Annotated in this window: 16 protein-coding genes and 1 pseudogene; 1 reads left to right on the top strand and 16 read right to left on the bottom strand. The window is 41.7% G+C overall.

What is annotated here, in order from left to right; all coding sequences use genetic code 11:
- Positions 1-171: 171 nt before the first annotated feature.
- Together VXQ11_RS15115 and VXQ11_RS15110 are read right to left on the bottom strand one after the other, a co-directional pair.
- Entirely contained in the window at positions 172-1,341 is a 1,170-nt protein-coding gene (locus VXQ11_RS15115) for a hypothetical protein (protein ID WP_416706388.1), read from the bottom strand.
- A 50-nt stretch (positions 1,342-1,391) separates the two neighbouring features.
- Positions 1,392-2,240, bottom strand: coding sequence for an ABC transporter substrate-binding protein (locus tag VXQ11_RS15110; RefSeq protein WP_416706387.1), 849 nt, complete (start codon positions 2,238-2,240; stop codon positions 1,392-1,394).
- A gap of 164 nt (positions 2,241-2,404) precedes the next feature.
- Between VXQ11_RS15110 and VXQ11_RS15105 the strand changes: the two genes are divergently transcribed.
- On the top strand, positions 2,405-3,130 hold the full coding sequence (locus VXQ11_RS15105) for a class II aldolase and adducin N-terminal domain-containing protein (protein ID WP_416706386.1): 726 nt from the start codon (positions 2,405-2,407) through the stop codon (positions 3,128-3,130).
- A 57-nt stretch (positions 3,131-3,187) separates the two neighbouring features.
- Here VXQ11_RS15105 and VXQ11_RS15100 read toward each other — a convergent pair whose 3' ends face one another.
- The 14 genes and pseudogenes from VXQ11_RS15100 to VXQ11_RS15035 all read right to left on the bottom strand — a co-directional run bounded on the left by VXQ11_RS15100 (position 3,188) and on the right by VXQ11_RS15035 (position 15,408).
- Entirely contained in the window at positions 3,188-4,057 is an 870-nt protein-coding gene (locus tag VXQ11_RS15100) for a phytanoyl-CoA dioxygenase family protein (protein WP_416706385.1), read from the bottom strand.
- Between the two features lie 28 nt (positions 4,058-4,085).
- Entirely contained in the window at positions 4,086-4,928 is an 843-nt protein-coding gene (locus VXQ11_RS15095) for an ABC transporter substrate-binding protein (RefSeq protein ID WP_416706384.1), read from the bottom strand.
- Between the two features lie 176 nt (positions 4,929-5,104).
- Positions 5,105-5,848, bottom strand: coding sequence for an amino acid ABC transporter ATP-binding protein (locus VXQ11_RS15090; protein ID WP_416706390.1), 744 nt, complete (start codon positions 5,846-5,848; stop codon positions 5,105-5,107).
- 117 nt (positions 5,849-5,965) lie between these two features.
- Positions 5,966-6,616, bottom strand: a pseudogene (locus VXQ11_RS15085) (amino acid ABC transporter permease); the annotation flags it as partial.
- A gap of 238 nt (positions 6,617-6,854) precedes the next feature.
- Positions 6,855-7,988: an acetylornithine deacetylase gene (gene argE, locus VXQ11_RS15080; RefSeq protein ID WP_416706383.1), complete on the bottom strand. Its 1,134-nt coding sequence runs from the start codon at positions 7,986-7,988 to the stop codon at positions 6,855-6,857.
- A gap of 3 nt (positions 7,989-7,991) precedes the next feature.
- Positions 7,992-8,972 carry a LysR family transcriptional regulator gene (locus VXQ11_RS15075; RefSeq protein ID WP_064095752.1) on the bottom strand — a complete coding sequence of 327 codons (981 nt, stop codon included), beginning with the start codon at positions 8,970-8,972 and terminating at the stop codon, positions 7,992-7,994.
- A gap of 32 nt (positions 8,973-9,004) precedes the next feature.
- Positions 9,005-9,676 carry a DUF1028 domain-containing protein gene (locus VXQ11_RS15070; RefSeq protein ID WP_416706382.1) on the bottom strand — a complete coding sequence of 224 codons (672 nt, stop codon included), beginning with the start codon at positions 9,674-9,676 and terminating at the stop codon, positions 9,005-9,007.
- Between the two features lie 21 nt (positions 9,677-9,697).
- Positions 9,698-10,111 carry a RidA family protein gene (locus VXQ11_RS15065; RefSeq protein ID WP_064095754.1) on the bottom strand — a complete coding sequence of 138 codons (414 nt, stop codon included), beginning with the start codon at positions 10,109-10,111 and terminating at the stop codon, positions 9,698-9,700.
- A gap of 247 nt (positions 10,112-10,358) precedes the next feature.
- Entirely contained in the window at positions 10,359-11,360 is a 1,002-nt protein-coding gene (locus tag VXQ11_RS15060; protein ID WP_416706381.1) for an aldo/keto reductase, read from the bottom strand.
- Between the two features lie 15 nt (positions 11,361-11,375).
- Positions 11,376-11,753 carry a DUF2255 family protein gene (locus VXQ11_RS15055; RefSeq protein ID WP_416682308.1) on the bottom strand — a complete coding sequence of 126 codons (378 nt, stop codon included), beginning with the start codon at positions 11,751-11,753 and terminating at the stop codon, positions 11,376-11,378.
- A 300-nt stretch (positions 11,754-12,053) separates the two neighbouring features.
- Positions 12,054-12,536: an amidohydrolase family protein gene (locus VXQ11_RS15050; protein ID WP_416706380.1), complete on the bottom strand. Its 483-nt coding sequence runs from the start codon at positions 12,534-12,536 to the stop codon at positions 12,054-12,056.
- Positions 12,488-12,847: an amidohydrolase family protein gene (locus tag VXQ11_RS15045; protein ID WP_416706389.1), complete on the bottom strand. Its 360-nt coding sequence runs from the start codon at positions 12,845-12,847 to the stop codon at positions 12,488-12,490. The genes VXQ11_RS15050 and VXQ11_RS15045 overlap by 49 nt, the downstream gene beginning before the upstream one ends.
- A gap of 364 nt (positions 12,848-13,211) precedes the next feature.
- Complete coding sequence (locus VXQ11_RS15040; protein WP_416706379.1) at positions 13,212-14,159, bottom strand: aldo/keto reductase; 948 nt, start codon at positions 14,157-14,159, stop codon at positions 13,212-13,214.
- 922 nt (positions 14,160-15,081) lie between these two features.
- Complete coding sequence (locus VXQ11_RS15035) at positions 15,082-15,408, bottom strand: chaperone modulator CbpM (protein WP_191731128.1); 327 nt, start codon at positions 15,406-15,408, stop codon at positions 15,082-15,084.
- Positions 15,409-15,509 lie beyond the last annotated feature (101 nt).

Below are 15,509 nucleotides of genomic sequence, written 5' to 3'. Positions count from 1 at the left end.
CTGTGCTTGACTCTTGTGGTTAAAAACAGGACATTTTAAATGGTTTATCGCATAGACATTTTAATTGGTGAATAACAACACCTGCACCTCCAAAATAGAAATGTCCGATTTCTCCAAAAAAAATACCGTATTTAAAATACAGTATTTTTAATTAATTACCTTAACTCAATCTTAGAACAAATACGACACTTGTAGATTCAGCATACTTTCGCTTTTGTTAGCACTGCCTGTTGCATACGAATCGCTTGGCCCACCGATCAAGAAGTCATTTTTACCTATAATATAATCAGCAACAAAGAGCAGGTTATTGTAGTAAGCAGACACCCCTAAAATATGACGAGTCGAGTCTTTGAAACCACTTTCAGATTTATCGTATTGGCTATACATAAAATGCGGCTGAATCTTCTTAAATTTACCCACATCTTTAAATGAATACGCTAAATCGACGGTATAAAACATACCTTCATTTGCCACCATAAAGTTATCATCAAATGAACCCATTAAAGAGACTTTAGGGGTCACAGGATCGGCATTATCGACCTGGTTTTTACCAACAGTCGCCATCAACTCAAGATTGTTATAATTTAAATTACCAAACACGGCCCACGCTTGACGGTCACCTGTGGTGCCAAAGGTTTTATTGTCGATGTCCGATGACCAATAAGACGCGCCGATGTTACTTGAGACCCCTTTTGGTAAACTGGTAATATCTTGCTTCACCCGCACAATAAACATATCCGTTTCATCAAGGTGTGGGATGGAGCCATTTTCAGGTTTCACAAAGTTGGTGGTATAACGGCTCGCATCTTCAGAATACGGACCTGAATAACTGCCTCCATCTCCCGGAAAATACCCCAGTTCAAGCTGAGTACCTGTAGCAAATTTACCTTGGTATTTAATCCCGAGGTTATGCACATCTTCCAGACCAATTTGAGTCATCACCCCACCGTAATAGTTACTTTCCCAGAAACGGCCTGGTCCAAAAGGTACGGCTTGTATACCTGCTTGAATCAGTTGCTGTGCGTTAAAGTTATAGCCTGCATAAGCATCGACCAGTGTTGAAAAATCACAGAGTTTATCGAACTGATAGCAACGATATTCAATATGACCAAACAGCTTGGGAGACTTATAGTCGACATTAATACGCGCCGCATCAAATGTCAGTTTATGATCATTATCTGTCCAGCTTTTATCCTGATATTTTGCACGTACAAACCCCGAAACACTCAGCTCGCCGGTAGCCGTCTTTGCATCCCCAATACTGAGTCCTGCAAATACCGGCATACTTACACTGGTAACGACAGCCAATAAACAGGACTGAGTTAAAATATTCATTTTCATTAAAATAACTTCTCAAATATTTAGCTTTGCTTAGTTTTGATGCCGGTCAATCAATTCGGCATATATTTCTGAATTTCTTCATCAGTCGGTGCTTGCAAGTTGTACTTGGCAATCAACTGATCGTATTCCCCAGATTGTTTAATCGCGTCTAAACCGTTTTTAACCTTATTAAAAAGTTCTTGATCTCCTTTAGGTACAGCAATGCCTCCTAAAACTGGAAAGAATGGTTCAGTTGAACTGATCACCAGACGGTCTTTTAATTTTTCTACGGTACTTTTTGCAACACTGGCATCGTCATAATGTGCATCGACTGCTTTTGCGAGCAATGCTTGAACCGCTTCGGGGGACGTCACAAATTCACGGATGGTAATTGGTTTTTTTCCTTTGGACACACAGCTTTCTTGCGACATTTGACGGAGTTGTTCAGGGAACATGGAACCATTTTGTGAAGCGACCGTTTTGCCACATAAATCGTCACGGGTTTTAGGTTGATACTCAGAATCTGCCAATACCACGAGAGCCTCTGTGGTCATGTAATACGGCACCATATCAACTTTTTCGAGACGATCCTGGGTGATATATAAAGCTGACATTACCAGATCAAATTTTTTGGCTTCCAGTCCTGTAATCAGATTTGAAAACCGACTGTCTACAAAATTTGCTTTATCACCTGATTGTTCAAAGATTTTATTGGCAATATCAATATCAAAACCTGCAGGTTTATCATTTTCCATATATTCAAATGGCGGAAAGGTCATATCACTTCCAATTTGATATACCTTTCCTGTACTTTCTGCTGTGACTGCTTCCTGAACAGTTGGCTTATCGCTACATGCAGATAATCCACATGCCAAACTGAGTGCCATAATCAATGGTTTTACTTTCAACGCTACCTTCATATTTCACCTCAAGAGACCATCTTTGGAATGACTTTAAAATTGTTATACGTGAGTTTTTCGTAGAAAGTAATTTTGAATTTCCGTGCTAATAATCCAGAAAAAACGATGCAGTATTTACTCTAAAAAATATTAGACTTTTCTTATATTTCAAGGAGATAAAACCAGTGAAAAGTGAATCCAAAATACGCATTGATTTAGCCGTTTCACTCCGTCTTAGTGCAAAACTTGGCATGCATGAAGCAGTAGCCAATCACTTTAGTGCAGCTGTATCTAAGGATGGAAAATCCTTTCTTTTAAATCCCAAATGGGTGCATTTTTCCAAGGTCAAAGCCAGTGACCTGATTTTGGTTCATGCAGATGATCCAGAAAGTTTTGAGAAAGGAAAAATTGATTCGACGGCTTGGGCAATTCACGGACAGATCCATCAATTAAGACCGGACATTAAAGTGATTATGCATTTGCATCCTGTCTATGCCACCACCCTTTCAAGCTTAAAAAATCCGACCTTGTTGCCTATTGAACAAAACAGTGCCCGCTACTTTAATCGCGTATCTTATGACTTCCATTATGGCGGGATGGCAGACCAATTGGCAGAAGGTCAACGCCTAGCAAATTTATTGAAAAACAATTCGCGCTTGCTCATGGGCAATCATGGCGTTCTGATTGGCTCACATGATATTGGTGTGGCATTTGACGATATGTATACCTTTGAACGAGCCAGCCAGATTCTGGTTCATGCCTATTCTACCGGGCAGACTTTAAATATTCTGGCTGATCATGTTGCAGAAAAGACCGCACAGGATTGGGAAAAAATTGAAGATTTCAGCATTGCGCATTTTGAACAAATGAAAGCGATTCTCGTGGAAGAAGATCCGAGCGTACTCGACTAATGTGATATTTCCTGCATAAAAAAGAGCTTCAGTTGAAGCTCTTTTTTTATTGGTGCTTTATGCCATTTCTAAACCGGCTTGCTGGACAAAGAATGATGCCCCTTTTGGTTTTTGAGGAAGCTTTAGTTGATTTGCTGTCATACGAACCTGTCCACTTTCTACACCATATACCAATTGCCCTTGGTGTATGCTTGGCAAAGGATTGTCCGACAAGGCCATGGCATCTTCAGCTGCATATACCGTAATAAACAGATAACGTGGCAGTTCAGTGTTGTTAGCACCAGAAGCATGCAGCAAACGGGTATGCATAAAGCATACTGAACCCGCAGGGCCAATACATGAGACATAGTTTTGGCAATGTGCGGCTTCGACTTCCGCTTCCACTTTTCCGCTAAAACGGCCATCTTGCCAGTGATCAAATAACTCACCTTTATGACTTCCCGGAATGACTTGTAATGGGCCATTATCTGCTGTGACTTCCCCTACCATGAGTAGTGCAGTAATCATGTCGTCATTGGTATGCGGGGTAAAGGGAAAGTCCTGGTGCCATTTCACTGTGGTAGCGGTATGGGGTAGTTTGGCATTCACTTTACTGTGATGAAAACGTGTGCCACTGCCACCTATCAATTGTCCTGCCATTTCCGCCATACTCGAATGAATCGCGGTTTCATAATATACCTCTGAAATTTCAGTCGGCGAACTCACACGGCGTAATGCTGGATGGTCGGCGTCATGGTCGACAGGATCCACATCAAAACGTGAACGGCCATCAATCGTTTCTCCGTACGCTTGCGTATACTGACGGCTCTCGTCTACCCATGTTTCAAGCTGCGCGCGCAGGCCTGCCAGTTCATTAGGGCTCATTACATTTTCAACAACTAAAAAACCGTCACGATGGAATTGTTCAATTTGCGCTTGTCTTAACATTGTATTTACCTTCATGCTTTTACTTTAATTACTTGTTCATCACTGCTGCAATGTCTGCCTCTGTTGGCGCTTGTAAACCATAAGTACTGAGGATTTTTTCAAATTGTCCAGAAGCTTTAAGTTTATTTAGTCCCTCTACCACCATTTTATAAGTCGCTGTATCTCCTTTACGGATTCCGATCCCACCCACTGTTGGGAAGAACTGTTCAGTCGATGTAATCTTGACTTTATCCGGTAAATTTTTCACAGCTGCATTCATTACTGCTGCATCGTCATACTGAATTTCTACTGCACGGGCCAATAATGCCTGAGTGGTTTGCGGTGAAGTTTCAAATTCACGAATAGTGATTTCCTTCTTGCCTTGTGCAACACAGCGATCTTTAGAAATTTCGAATACTTGTGTCGCAAATGCTGTTCCTTTCATCGCACCTACCACCCGGCCACAAAGGTCTTCTGGGCCTTTCGGGGCAAGGGCGGAATCCTGACGTACCAATAGGGAAATATCCGTTTTGTAATACGGAATCATGTCAATTTGCTCAAGACGTTCTTTGGTGATGTACATAGATGAGAATAAAATATCGAATTTCTCACCTTTTAAACCTGGTATCAGATTGGCCCAACGGGTATCTACCCATTCCGGTTTATAAGTACCGTCAACCTCTGCAATCTTTTCCATAATGGCAACGCTGACGCCTGCAGGTACACCGTTATCTAAATATTCATAAGGGGGAAAAGTGAGATCCGAACCCACACTGACTGATTTTTTAACTGATGCATCTGTTACTGTAGATACAGGTTCTTCATTTTTTGTACAGCCGGCCAATAATAAACTGCTGACTAAAGTACTCATTAAAATAGATTTATGTTTCATTTATTACCCCAGACTCAATTGTCTTTTTTCTCTTATTTAAAATATAAAAGAATATGGTGAATAATCCGATTAGGATTTTTTTATGTAATGCTTTATAAAAATAAATTTCGATAATCTGCACAAACCTAAAATAAAAAGCAGTCATAAACAGACTGCTTTAAACCGATATTTAAAATTTAAGCAGCTCTGGCCATAAATTTATCTAAACGCTCATTACCCGCTTGTTTTAATGCTTCAGGACTATCATTTAAAACAATATGCCCACCTTCCATAAATACGACCCGATCTGAAACTTTGAAAGCAAAATGCATTTCATGAGTTACAATAATCATGGTCAAACCTTCTCTCGCCAGTTCTTCAATCACTTTCAGTACTTCATTCACAAGTTCTGGATCAAGTGCGGATGTCGGTTCATCGAATAAAATAATCGAAGGTTGCATAGCCAAGGCACGTGCGATCGCAACACGCTGTTGTTGTCCACCGGACAACTGGTGCGGGTACTTGTTCGCATGTTGTTTCATACCCACTTTTTCAAGCATGGCCAATGCAGTAATTTTGCTGTCCAGTACTGTTCCCATGTTGTGGTACAGGGGTGCCAGCATGACATTTTCTAAAATCGTTTTGTGCGGGAACAGATTGAAGCTCTGGAATACCATTCCTACATGAATAATCTGTTTTTTATAGGCAGGAGATTCATCGGTTAATTCCTGGTCTTTTAAAAATGCTTGACCCAGTAAATTTACTGTACCTTTATTTAATGCTTCCAGACCATTCAGAGTACGGATAAAGGTCGTTTTTCCTGAACCCGATGGACCGATAATCGAGATCACCTCACCCCATTTCACATTCAGGTTAATCCCTTTTAATACCTTCTGATCCCCATAGGATTTATGGATATCAATCGCTTCCAAAGCATACATACCTGAACGTTCACTACTAATTTCTTTACGTGCCCGAACCGAGGCAACAGGTAACTGATATAAAGGGTCATTTTCATTCAGCAGTCCGGGTTTACGATTGGTAATGTCAATTTTGCGTTCAAACCAGTTAATCGCCCAGCCAAATACTGTAACAATCAATACATAGTAAAATGCAACTGCCAGCATGGTTTCCATAACCAGAAAGTTCTGGGTATAGAGGCGTTGGCCCACCAGCAAAATTTCTGTCAAGGAAATGACCGAGACCAAAGAGGTTAATTTTACAATCGACACATATTCATTGCCTAAAGCGGGCAGTGCCACGCGAAATGCCTGGGGAATCACAATCAGACGCTGAATACCCGAATATTTGATACCCAACGCTTTACCAGCTTCAATTTGTCCCTTATGAATTGAAGTTAAACCACCACGATGAATTTCTGCAATATAGGCGGCTTCACTCAAGGTCATTGCGATTAAACCTGCAAGAAAAGGCGAAGCTAAAACTACGCTTGAACTTGGGAAAATTTGTGGCAGGTTATAAACAAAAACCAGTAGAACCAGCAATGGAAGGCTGCGAAAGAACCAGATATATACATCACTTGACCATGCAAACGGTTTAAAACGGGACTGTTTCCCCAATGCCAGGACAAAGCCCGCTATAATCCCGATGACCCACACCAGCACACTCAGCTCAATAACCGTCCAGGTTGCCTTCCAGAAATTGCTGTTTGACAATAAACTAAATGTATATGACCAATTAAAATCCATTCATAACCCCCTATTTGCATGATTATTTCCTATTACCTTTGTTATATCGGAATTTATATCAATAAGTAATTTTGAAAAATTGATGTATTAGCAATGTTTTTTTTAAGCAATAAAAAAGAGACCATAAAAATAAACAGGTCTCTTTGATTAAAATAAATAAAAAACGGCGAAATAATACAAACATGCAAACTCAATAATATTTATAAACTAAAAAATGTAAGTTACGGCACTTAAAAAACTAACATAGACTCATTAATAATTTTTCAAGAAAAATATCACACTGATTTAACTGCTCTATAGCCACATATTCATTTGGCTTGTGTGCGACCGCAATATCCCCAGGCCCACAGACTACAACCGGACAAGTTAAAGCATCCTGGAACAAGCCTCCTTCCGTACCAAAAGAAATATTTCCAAGAGATGTTTCTTTGGGGAGCAAAGTTTGAATAAACTGCACTGCTTCAATGGTCGATGATGTACTGAGTCCCGGATATTGATTCACTTCTTCAACATCAATGTGCTGCTGAAATTCGGATTGAATCGATTCAAGAATCTGCGCTTGAATACGCTGACTACTGTCCTGTGCTAGATGACGAATCTCATAATCAACCACGCATTGATTCGGCACAATATTGAGTGCGGTTCCTCCCGAAATTTTCCCGACATGAACTGTGGTATACGGAATATCGTAACCCGAGTCTTGTGCACCATAGTCACGCAGATCATGTTGAACATGTTGTAATGATTCGACCAATTTACTCGCCACATAAATCGCATTCATATATCGGGGTGCAAGAGCCGAATGGCCTTCCTCGCCACAGCATTTTGCTCTGAACACTGTTTTACCTTTATGAGCTAAAGCCAGTTGCATCATGGTCGGTTCACCAATAACACACATTAGCGGAGAAACAATCGTGGAAGCGAGTTGATCCAAAATACCGCGTACACCAATACAGCCAATTTCTTCGTCATAGGAAATACATAAATGTACTGGCCGTTGTAAGGGATACTGGCTGGCTTTCAACATGCTTACAATGGCACAAGCCAAAAAGCCTTTCATGTCTGCACTGCCACGACCATAGATATTGCCGTTTTTTTCGATAGCTTCAAATGCCGGACTGTCCCAAAGCTGTCCTTCGACCGGGACGACATCTGAATGTCCAGACAGCAAAATCCCTGGCTGATCAATCGGGCCTGTACTCGCAAATAAATTGGCTTTGTTTTGTTCAGCATTAAAATTCAGGTCTACGCGAATTCCGTTCTGTTCCAGAATCTCTTTGACACATAAGATCAAATCAAGATTGCTTTTATATGATGTGGTATCAAATGCGATCAGTCTCGATAAAAGCGCCACGCTACTTAAATCACTCATAAATTAAACCTCTTCCGTCTCACGTTTCATTTTGACGTGTGGGTCAAAGAAATGGGCATCTCCCATTCCCGGAATATATTGATTGGATAAAAAGGAACGGCAACGGCTAATGAAGGCTTGAGATACCGTATTCAGATTGGCATTTTTTGCCGTTGCCAGCCCGATTTGCATAGGACGGTGTTCACCTGCAATTCGCAAACGGACCAGACGTTTTCCATCGAGAGAAAAATTGTTTTTTGGACGTACATTTAAAATGGTATAGCCCAAATTATTGGCAACCATGGAACGTACAACATCAACATGGCGCGAAGAATGCACGACTTTCGGACTGAGCTTATGATTGCGGAATAACGAAATAAAATAGTCATTGCTGAATGGCAGATCAAGGAGCACCATTGGAAGTTCTGCAAGCTCTTCTAAAGTGACTGCGACATTCTGTGCTAAGGGGTGAGCTTCACTCACCAATACGTGCGGTGGCAATACGGCCAGTGGCTCAAAATTAATGAGGTTATGGTCAATATTCAAATCATAGGTCAGCACCACATCAAGCTCATTCCGAACCAGAGCATTTAGCAAAACCTGTTGATCATCCTCGCATAAATCAAGCGTCACACCCTTATATAAATTGGTAAATCCGTGAATGATTTCGGCATAAATCATGGGGGAAAATGCAGTAAAACATCCAAGTTTTAACGGCCCGCGGATAGAGCCTGAAAAATCTGCGGCCAGAGCATATAAACTATTGGCCTGACTTAAGATGAACTTGCATTCATGCATGACCTTTTCACCAATACTGGTCAGGATCAAACCTTTTGCATGTTGGCGTATAAACAGTTGAACCTGCAATTCAGATTCAATATGTGCTATCGCAGCTGAAATAGAAGGTGAAGATACGTGAATTTTTTCTGAAGCAATGATGATGCTACCGCTTTCTGCGGTAGCAACAAAGTATTGCATTTGGCGTAATGAGATTCTGTTTAGCACGCTTACATCCTTGGTCAGCGCTCATTGAAGTCTTATTCATCCCCAGCAACCCCATAGCTCGGAGAGCCAGATGGGTTTAAAGCACGAACAACATAATCTTCAACTTGCGGCTCATAGACTTTCCACAATTGATAGAGGTCTTCTATTGGCGTTTCAGACCAGTCAACCCGTAAATTAACTACAGGCCATTCCAGCTTATCCACCACCAAAAGACCTGCTGAATGAACTGGACCAGCCTCGCCTCCTGCTGCTAAACCTGCTTGTAAAGCGCTTAACAGGCGTTCTGCCAAACTACCTTCAGCTTGATGAAACACATCGACCATCACTTTGGGAATAGTTTCATTGGCAAGAAGATTTCCCGCACCAACAGCATGCTCACCAATGCACTGTGAATAAACACCCAGTGTATTCTTGCCACTAAATGCAGCAGGTTTTTCGTCAGAATTGATCACTGATAGCTGCCGATACTCGATAAATTCGGTATTTTTCACTAATTCCACGATCGATTCTTCTGGAGCCAGATCATATTTGATCATATCTAGCAAAATGTTTGCCAAGTGTGGATCTGTGATGTTCTGAGATGTAGCAACCCCTACGCCTGCTCTGGCCTGGATGCACCGTGCTGCTACAGCTGGAGAAGAGGAACTGATTGCCCCTCCAAATTGCCCCGTTTTGTGGCAACGAGCAATAATAGAAAATGTCATAGGCAGTTATCCTTTTCTGTATTAATCAGGAATGACTGCGGTTGCATCAATTTCGACCAGCCATTCTGGACGTGCCAGGGCAGAAACGACAATACCGGTCGATACTGGGAAAACACCTTTTAACCATTTGCCAACCACACGGTAAACCTCTTCGCGGTAACGTGGATCAATGATATAGATTGTGATTTTACAAATGTCTTCCAGCTCGCCGCCCGCCTCTTCCAGTAACATTTTGATGTTATACATCGCCTGCTCAGCTTGACCTGCAGCATCTCCAATACATACACTTTCAGAAGTATCTAGGTTCTGGCCAATTTGGCCACGAAGAAAAACTGTGCTGCCACGTGCCACTACTGCCTGGCATAAATCGTTATCTAAACTTTGTTCCGGATAAGTGGCTTTTGTGTTGAATGTTCTAATACGTGTATGTTTCATTTAAGATGTTCCTCGCTTTGGTACATCTTCAGTATGAGTTAATCCGTCTGGAAGGCAATTTCCCTTTTCCGTGGTGCTAATTCAAAAATTCCTTACCAGTTAATATTCTGTTTTTATAGAGTATTTTTAAATATTTTTTAACTCTTCGACTTTTATCTGCTTTCAGAAAAAACTAAGCTAGGGGTATGCAACACTTCCCTGCTCGAGCTGATTTCCTTTAAAATCAGGGTGAAATTTAATACGACAATTATCGTTTAGGGAGCGGTGTGTTTTGTGCCATGACTCCAGACAGAAAATGTGGCTGATAACGTTCTTCCAGATAATCAATATCTTCTTGCTTGAGCTGTAAATTTACGGCATTTACTGCATCATCAATCTGATATTTTTTAGTTATGCCTACGACTGGAGCTGTAACTTTTGTGAGCAGCCATGCCAGTGAAATTTCAGTCATTGAAACCTGATAACGTCTGGCAAGTTCAGCCACCCTATCGATGATGATCTGATCCTGAGCAGCCGTTTTATCGTATTTCAGTTTTGCATAATCATCTTCAACGGCGCGTCGGGTCTGATGGTCTTTCTGCCGGGCGAGACGACCGCTGGCCAAAGCACTGTAAGGCGTCATTGCAATCCCGTCCTCAGCGCACAGACCCGAAAGTTCACGCTCATCCTCACGCATGATCAGGTTGTAGTGGCTCTGCACGGAAACAAACTGGCTAAGCCCTTCACACTCCGCCAGTGCATTCGCTTTGGCCAATTGCCATGCATAGCAGTTGGAGATGCCAATCGCACGGATCTTCCCACTCTTGATGGCCTGATGCAGGGCCTCAAGCACGTCAATGATGGGAGTATTGTAATCCCAGATGTGGTAAATATAGAGATCAATATAGTCCATACTCAGATTTTGCAGGCTCTGATCAAGAGATTGTGCTATCGCCTGCTTCCCGTCAATACCGCGGGCAATTTGTTCGGGTGTACGCGGTAAGAATTTGGTGGCCAAAACGACTTTATCGCGCTGTGTCATATCGCGCAGCGCTTGACCCACATAACGCTCACTTGATCCATTTTGATAGGCAATGGCAGTATCGAAAAAATTAATTCCCTGTTCCAGACCATAGCGGATAATGTCACGACTTTCCTGCTCTCCCAGTGTCCAGCTATGTTGACCTGTGGACGGATCGCCAAAACCCATGCATCCCATGCAAATACGAGATACCGTTAAATCACTTTTTCCCAGTTGTGTATATTGCATTTGACTATTCACTCCTCAATCATTTTTAGGTGAAATCTCAACCGTAGCTGAGATGGCACGTCCACTAATCATGCTAGGCAGGTAGCTGCTTTGAGCATATTTGTGGCGGTATGCATCGTCAATTTTTTGCTGTAACAAGGGATCAGACACAGGTGAAAAATTGACTTCATAAACCTTGCCTGCTGCATAGATTCTGCCAGCCCTTTGCTTAAGGGCAGCTTTGAACCAACGGGATGTTACTCCACTGTATGCCCGTACAAAAAGACGGTTTTCAACGACCACCTCCCATATCCAGGTCGGTGTACCGGTTGTTTGCATATCATGATGATATGGGGCAATTTTCAAATCATCTGCCTTGTTAATTTGATCAAGTAGATCTGGATCCCAGCTCATCTGTGCCTCCTGATATTCACACACTTCATAAGTAACCAAATCGTGAAAATAAGAACTGACACCCGGAATTAGCATTAGCTTCACGATTTACATTATTGATCTGACCAGCTTGCAGAGTCTGGTGAGAGTTTTAGATTTAACCGACTTTGATTATCCTCAACCTACTGATCAAAAAAATTCTTCTAGCCATTCAAGTCTCAGGTATAATTTGACCCTATTCTTTATTAGCGTATGAATACGCTTAATGACGCTTAAGCCCATTCAGCAGCGCATGCATATCGTGCTCTATAGCCTGTTTCATCATGACTTTATTTGGAGTAACCGTTCAGCATTGCGGAAGGCTATTGCTTCTTTGTCCTCTTCCGAAATGGATAAACTTTGAATAAATTCTTGTATACCATCTAGAGTCTGATAAGGATAATCCACAGAAAAAAGAATCCGTTGTGGCCCCATCAGTCCATAAATAAACTGAAAATGGGGAAACGTGAGCATACCTGATGGTGTCACATATACCTGTTCCTGAAAGGTTTGGGTCAGGGTACGCTTTAATCCTGTCGCGGCTTGGGGAAGGCTGTCATCTAGGCGCTGTAACCAGAACGGTAACATCTCTCCCCAGTGACCGCTAATGACCTGAAGATTTGGATATTTATCAAAAGCACCTGAAAGGATTAAGCGCAGCAGCTGAATACCTGCCTCTTGATGCCAACCCCAGCCAAACATGGAAAGTCTGGCAGTCACCTCACTATTGAAACCGCTGTAATACGCCTGCTGTACGCTGCGCACAGGAAGCCCGGGGTAAGCACGCCCAGCGCGTTAAAGCATTTCAGTAGCCGGTTGAAATCGGGATGGTCAATAAAATGGGATGAAAGCCGCCCATTGAGCAGAGCACCCTTGAAACCTAATTCTTTGACCGTTCGCTCCAGCTCTTTTTCGGCCTCATCCGGCTGAGCCCAAGGGAGCGTTGCGAATGCCGCAAACCGGTCGGGATGAGCATTCACTGCTCGAGCAAGGCGGTCATTCGCGGCGTGGCTTAAATTTACCGCTTCAGCAGCAGGTGCCAAATGAGGAAATCCGCCAACAGAAAGAACCGGCATTGTAATCCCAGCTTGATCCATATCCGCCAGACGTCCGCTACCCAGGTCTGCACCTTTTAAATTTATTAGAGCATTTTTCTCAATTTGAGGACGGCTTCGATCCGGATAATTACCATCTGTAACCGTCTTTGCCCAGTCAAGCAGAAATGGAGCCTGTGCAGTGCTACAGCCATGGACGCTTTAGCAAATGCCTTATCGAGATAGTGTTCTTCCAGACAAATTATTTTCATTTTTTACTCGCAAATGACCCAGATGACGCTAACGTGTTTCTGCTAATGTCTTTCATACAAAGGGCCACCACAACCATCAACTGAATAGGGTTAAAAGCCTACTCAAAGGGACCTCTTTGCTGGCATCAGACCTGTTAAATCATCGGTTTTTCCCAGGCACCTCGGGTATCCACGCCTGTTGCTTTAGCCAACTCCTCCAGGGTGACCATTTCGTCAGCGCTAAGCTGAATCTCTGCTGCTCTGGCAGCATCTGTAACATGATCAACTTTGGTTACGCCGATGATGGGGAGCGTTCCCTTTGCAATTGCCCAGGCAATGGCAATCTGGGCCACGCTGGCATTCTTCTGGTCTCCCATTTCCTTGATTGCAGCAGTTAGTTTTTCTAGCTGCGGTAAAACATTGTTATAGGTTTCAGCACGGTCACTACCCGCAGGCATAGGATGTTGCGAGTCATAACGACCACTGAGAGCACCTTGCTCGAGCACCATATAGGCAAAAAAGGTCATATTATTTTGATGGCAATAATCGAGAATCCCGGCTTCTTCAGAGGAACGATAGAGCATACTGTAGTGATTCTGAACTGCACTGACCGAGAAACCGGCTGGTTTTAAAATCTCGTTTACACGACTTATTTGTTTCAAGCTGTGATTTGAAACACCGACCTGCTTTACCTTTCCACTCTGTAAAAGAGGAATCAGACCTGGCGTCCATCGCTCTACATCAGCAGGATTATGTATCCAATAAATATCAATATCTTGCACACCCAGACGCTCAAGGCTGGCATTGAGCATGGCTGTTACGGGTTCAGCTGACTGCTCATCTGCAATTTGCGGCGTAAACTTGGTTGATATAATGATATCTTCGCGCGGATATTGAGGAATCAGCTTACCCAGCGCCGTTTCGGAACTCCCCATCCCGTAAACAGGAGCTGTGTCCCATAAATTCAGCCCTTGCTGCATAGCCTTGCTGAAGATCTCGGCCATCTGGCTATCAGAAAGGTGATTGCCAAATACGGTATCTCCTCCTGCAAATCCTGTTCCCCAGGACCAGGTGCCCAATGCTACTTTCGGTAATTTTTTCATGCTCTACTCCTAAAACAGCCGGTGAAGTCATTCAGTATCCAGCCAAATGAGAGTCAATAAAGAAAAGAACCTGCTGAAGAATTGGATGTTTTTTACAAGATAAATGCCGTTGCAATATACTTAGTAAAGTACTCTCTCATAAAAAAGAAACTTACGATCCTGAACTTGCTCTCTCTTCTTTTTATAGATACATTTCACCTCTTTCCGACAAAAAATTATGCCCGGCCACATCCAGAGATTATGCGGATTTCAAGGCTATATGACTTCCCGAATCAGGCTAACTGCATATTTTTTCGGGTAATGTCTGAGTCCAAATAATCCAGATGCAAAATTGCCCTTTATCTTTTGAGGCTATAAGTCAAAAAAACCCGTCATGAACAGCAGACATAATCACATTAAACGCTTATAGGGCATGGATCTTAAGGCTAGAGTTGTTAATAATCTTGAGTTTTTGTAAAGCAAAAATAAGGGGAAATTAGATCAAATATATTTAACTATTTTTAATAAAGAATTAGACACGAAAGCTATATTGCAGAAGCTATAAGAAAGATTTTCGATTATTATTAATTATACGAGATCATGCTAATTTATACTGTGAATGTTTCCTTATCTGAGCAACCAAAAAGATGATTAAAAAAATGTTATGAAATATTCAAGTCTCAGTTATTTGGTAAGTTTTGCAGTTAAAAGGGATTCATAATAATTGTTATTATTCTGACTATATTCCAATTAGTACCACCCAGCATTTTATTAATAGAACTACAATTTAAAAAAGATAATATCATTTATCCAAAATTAAGAGACATTTCAAAAATGCATGCTGATTATATTTTAATTTTCGAGTTTTAAACCTTAGCTATAGAATAATGATTAAATATTGAGTTAAGCTCTAATTGCTAGAGATAAACCCAATATTTTAAATCTATCCCTGATATTTAGTTATACGTCGAAGTTGCTCTAATTCTTCGATTAAATCCAGCATCATGGCCACAGCAGTAAAACTTGCATCAAAATCACGCTGTAAACGATACGCTTTTTGTGCACGTGACACATCATCTACTAAAAAATATAAATCTGATGCATTTAAGCGATGTGGCAAAATATCGTATTCAATCAGTTGTAGAACCCATTCAGGACTTTGACCACAGACTTGAGCAAAACTATTTAAATCATAATGTTGTTGTTCATCTAAAACTTCTACCTGCTGGATATCTTCTAAGACCACCTCATAATATTTAACTGTTGTCATAATTTTACTCCTTATGATGATCTCGGCTTAAAGTTTGAAAATGCTGCTGCAAATGCTTCATAAGCCTGTTTTTGTTGCTCAGTTTGCGCATCTGGTTGCAC

Source organism: Acinetobacter sp. 197 (assembly GCF_048148385.1).
Classification (GTDB): domain Bacteria; phylum Pseudomonadota; class Gammaproteobacteria; order Pseudomonadales; family Moraxellaceae; genus Acinetobacter; species Acinetobacter pecorum.
Note: the sequence above shows the minus strand (reverse complement) of the source record. Positions and strands in the feature narration are given on the sequence as shown.

Bases quoted from the DNA above. Each gene is read 5' to 3' on its own strand.
- VXQ11_RS15100 (WP_416706385.1), bottom strand. From the start codon at position 4,057: ATGTTAAGACAAGCGCAAATTGAACAATTCCATCGTGACGGTTTTTTA.
- VXQ11_RS15035 (WP_191731128.1), bottom strand. From the start codon at position 15,408: ATGACAACAGTTAAATATTATGAGGTGGTCTTAGAAGATATCCAGCAG.
- VXQ11_RS15045 (WP_416706389.1), bottom strand. From the start codon at position 12,847: ATGCCGGTTCTTTCTGTTGGCGGATTTCCTCATTTGGCACCTGCTGCT.
- VXQ11_RS15065 (WP_064095754.1), bottom strand. From the start codon at position 10,111: ATGAAACATACACGTATTAGAACATTCAACACAAAAGCCACTTATCCG.
- VXQ11_RS15110 (WP_416706387.1), bottom strand. From the start codon at position 2,240: ATGAAGGTAGCGTTGAAAGTAAAACCATTGATTATGGCACTCAGTTTG.
- VXQ11_RS15115 (WP_416706388.1), bottom strand. From the start codon at position 1,341: ATGAAAATGAATATTTTAACTCAGTCCTGTTTATTGGCTGTCGTTACC.
- argE (WP_416706383.1), bottom strand. From the start codon at position 7,988: ATGAGTGATTTAAGTAGCGTGGCGCTTTTATCGAGACTGATCGCATTT.
- VXQ11_RS15095 (WP_416706384.1), bottom strand. From the start codon at position 4,928: ATGAAACATAAATCTATTTTAATGAGTACTTTAGTCAGCAGTTTATTA.
- VXQ11_RS15060 (WP_416706381.1), bottom strand. From the start codon at position 11,360: ATGCAATATACACAACTGGGAAAAAGTGATTTAACGGTATCTCGTATT.
- VXQ11_RS15090 (WP_416706390.1), bottom strand. From the start codon at position 5,848: ATGTATGCTTTGGAAGCGATTGATATCCATAAATCCTATGGGGATCAG.
- VXQ11_RS15055 (WP_416682308.1), bottom strand. From the start codon at position 11,753: ATGAGCTGGGATCCAGATCTACTTGATCAAATTAACAAGGCAGATGAT.
- VXQ11_RS15070 (WP_416706382.1), bottom strand. From the start codon at position 9,676: ATGACATTTTCTATTATTGCTCGTTGCCACAAAACGGGGCAATTTGGA.
- VXQ11_RS15040 (WP_416706379.1), bottom strand. From the start codon at position 14,159: ATGAAAAAATTACCGAAAGTAGCATTGGGCACCTGGTCCTGGGGAACA.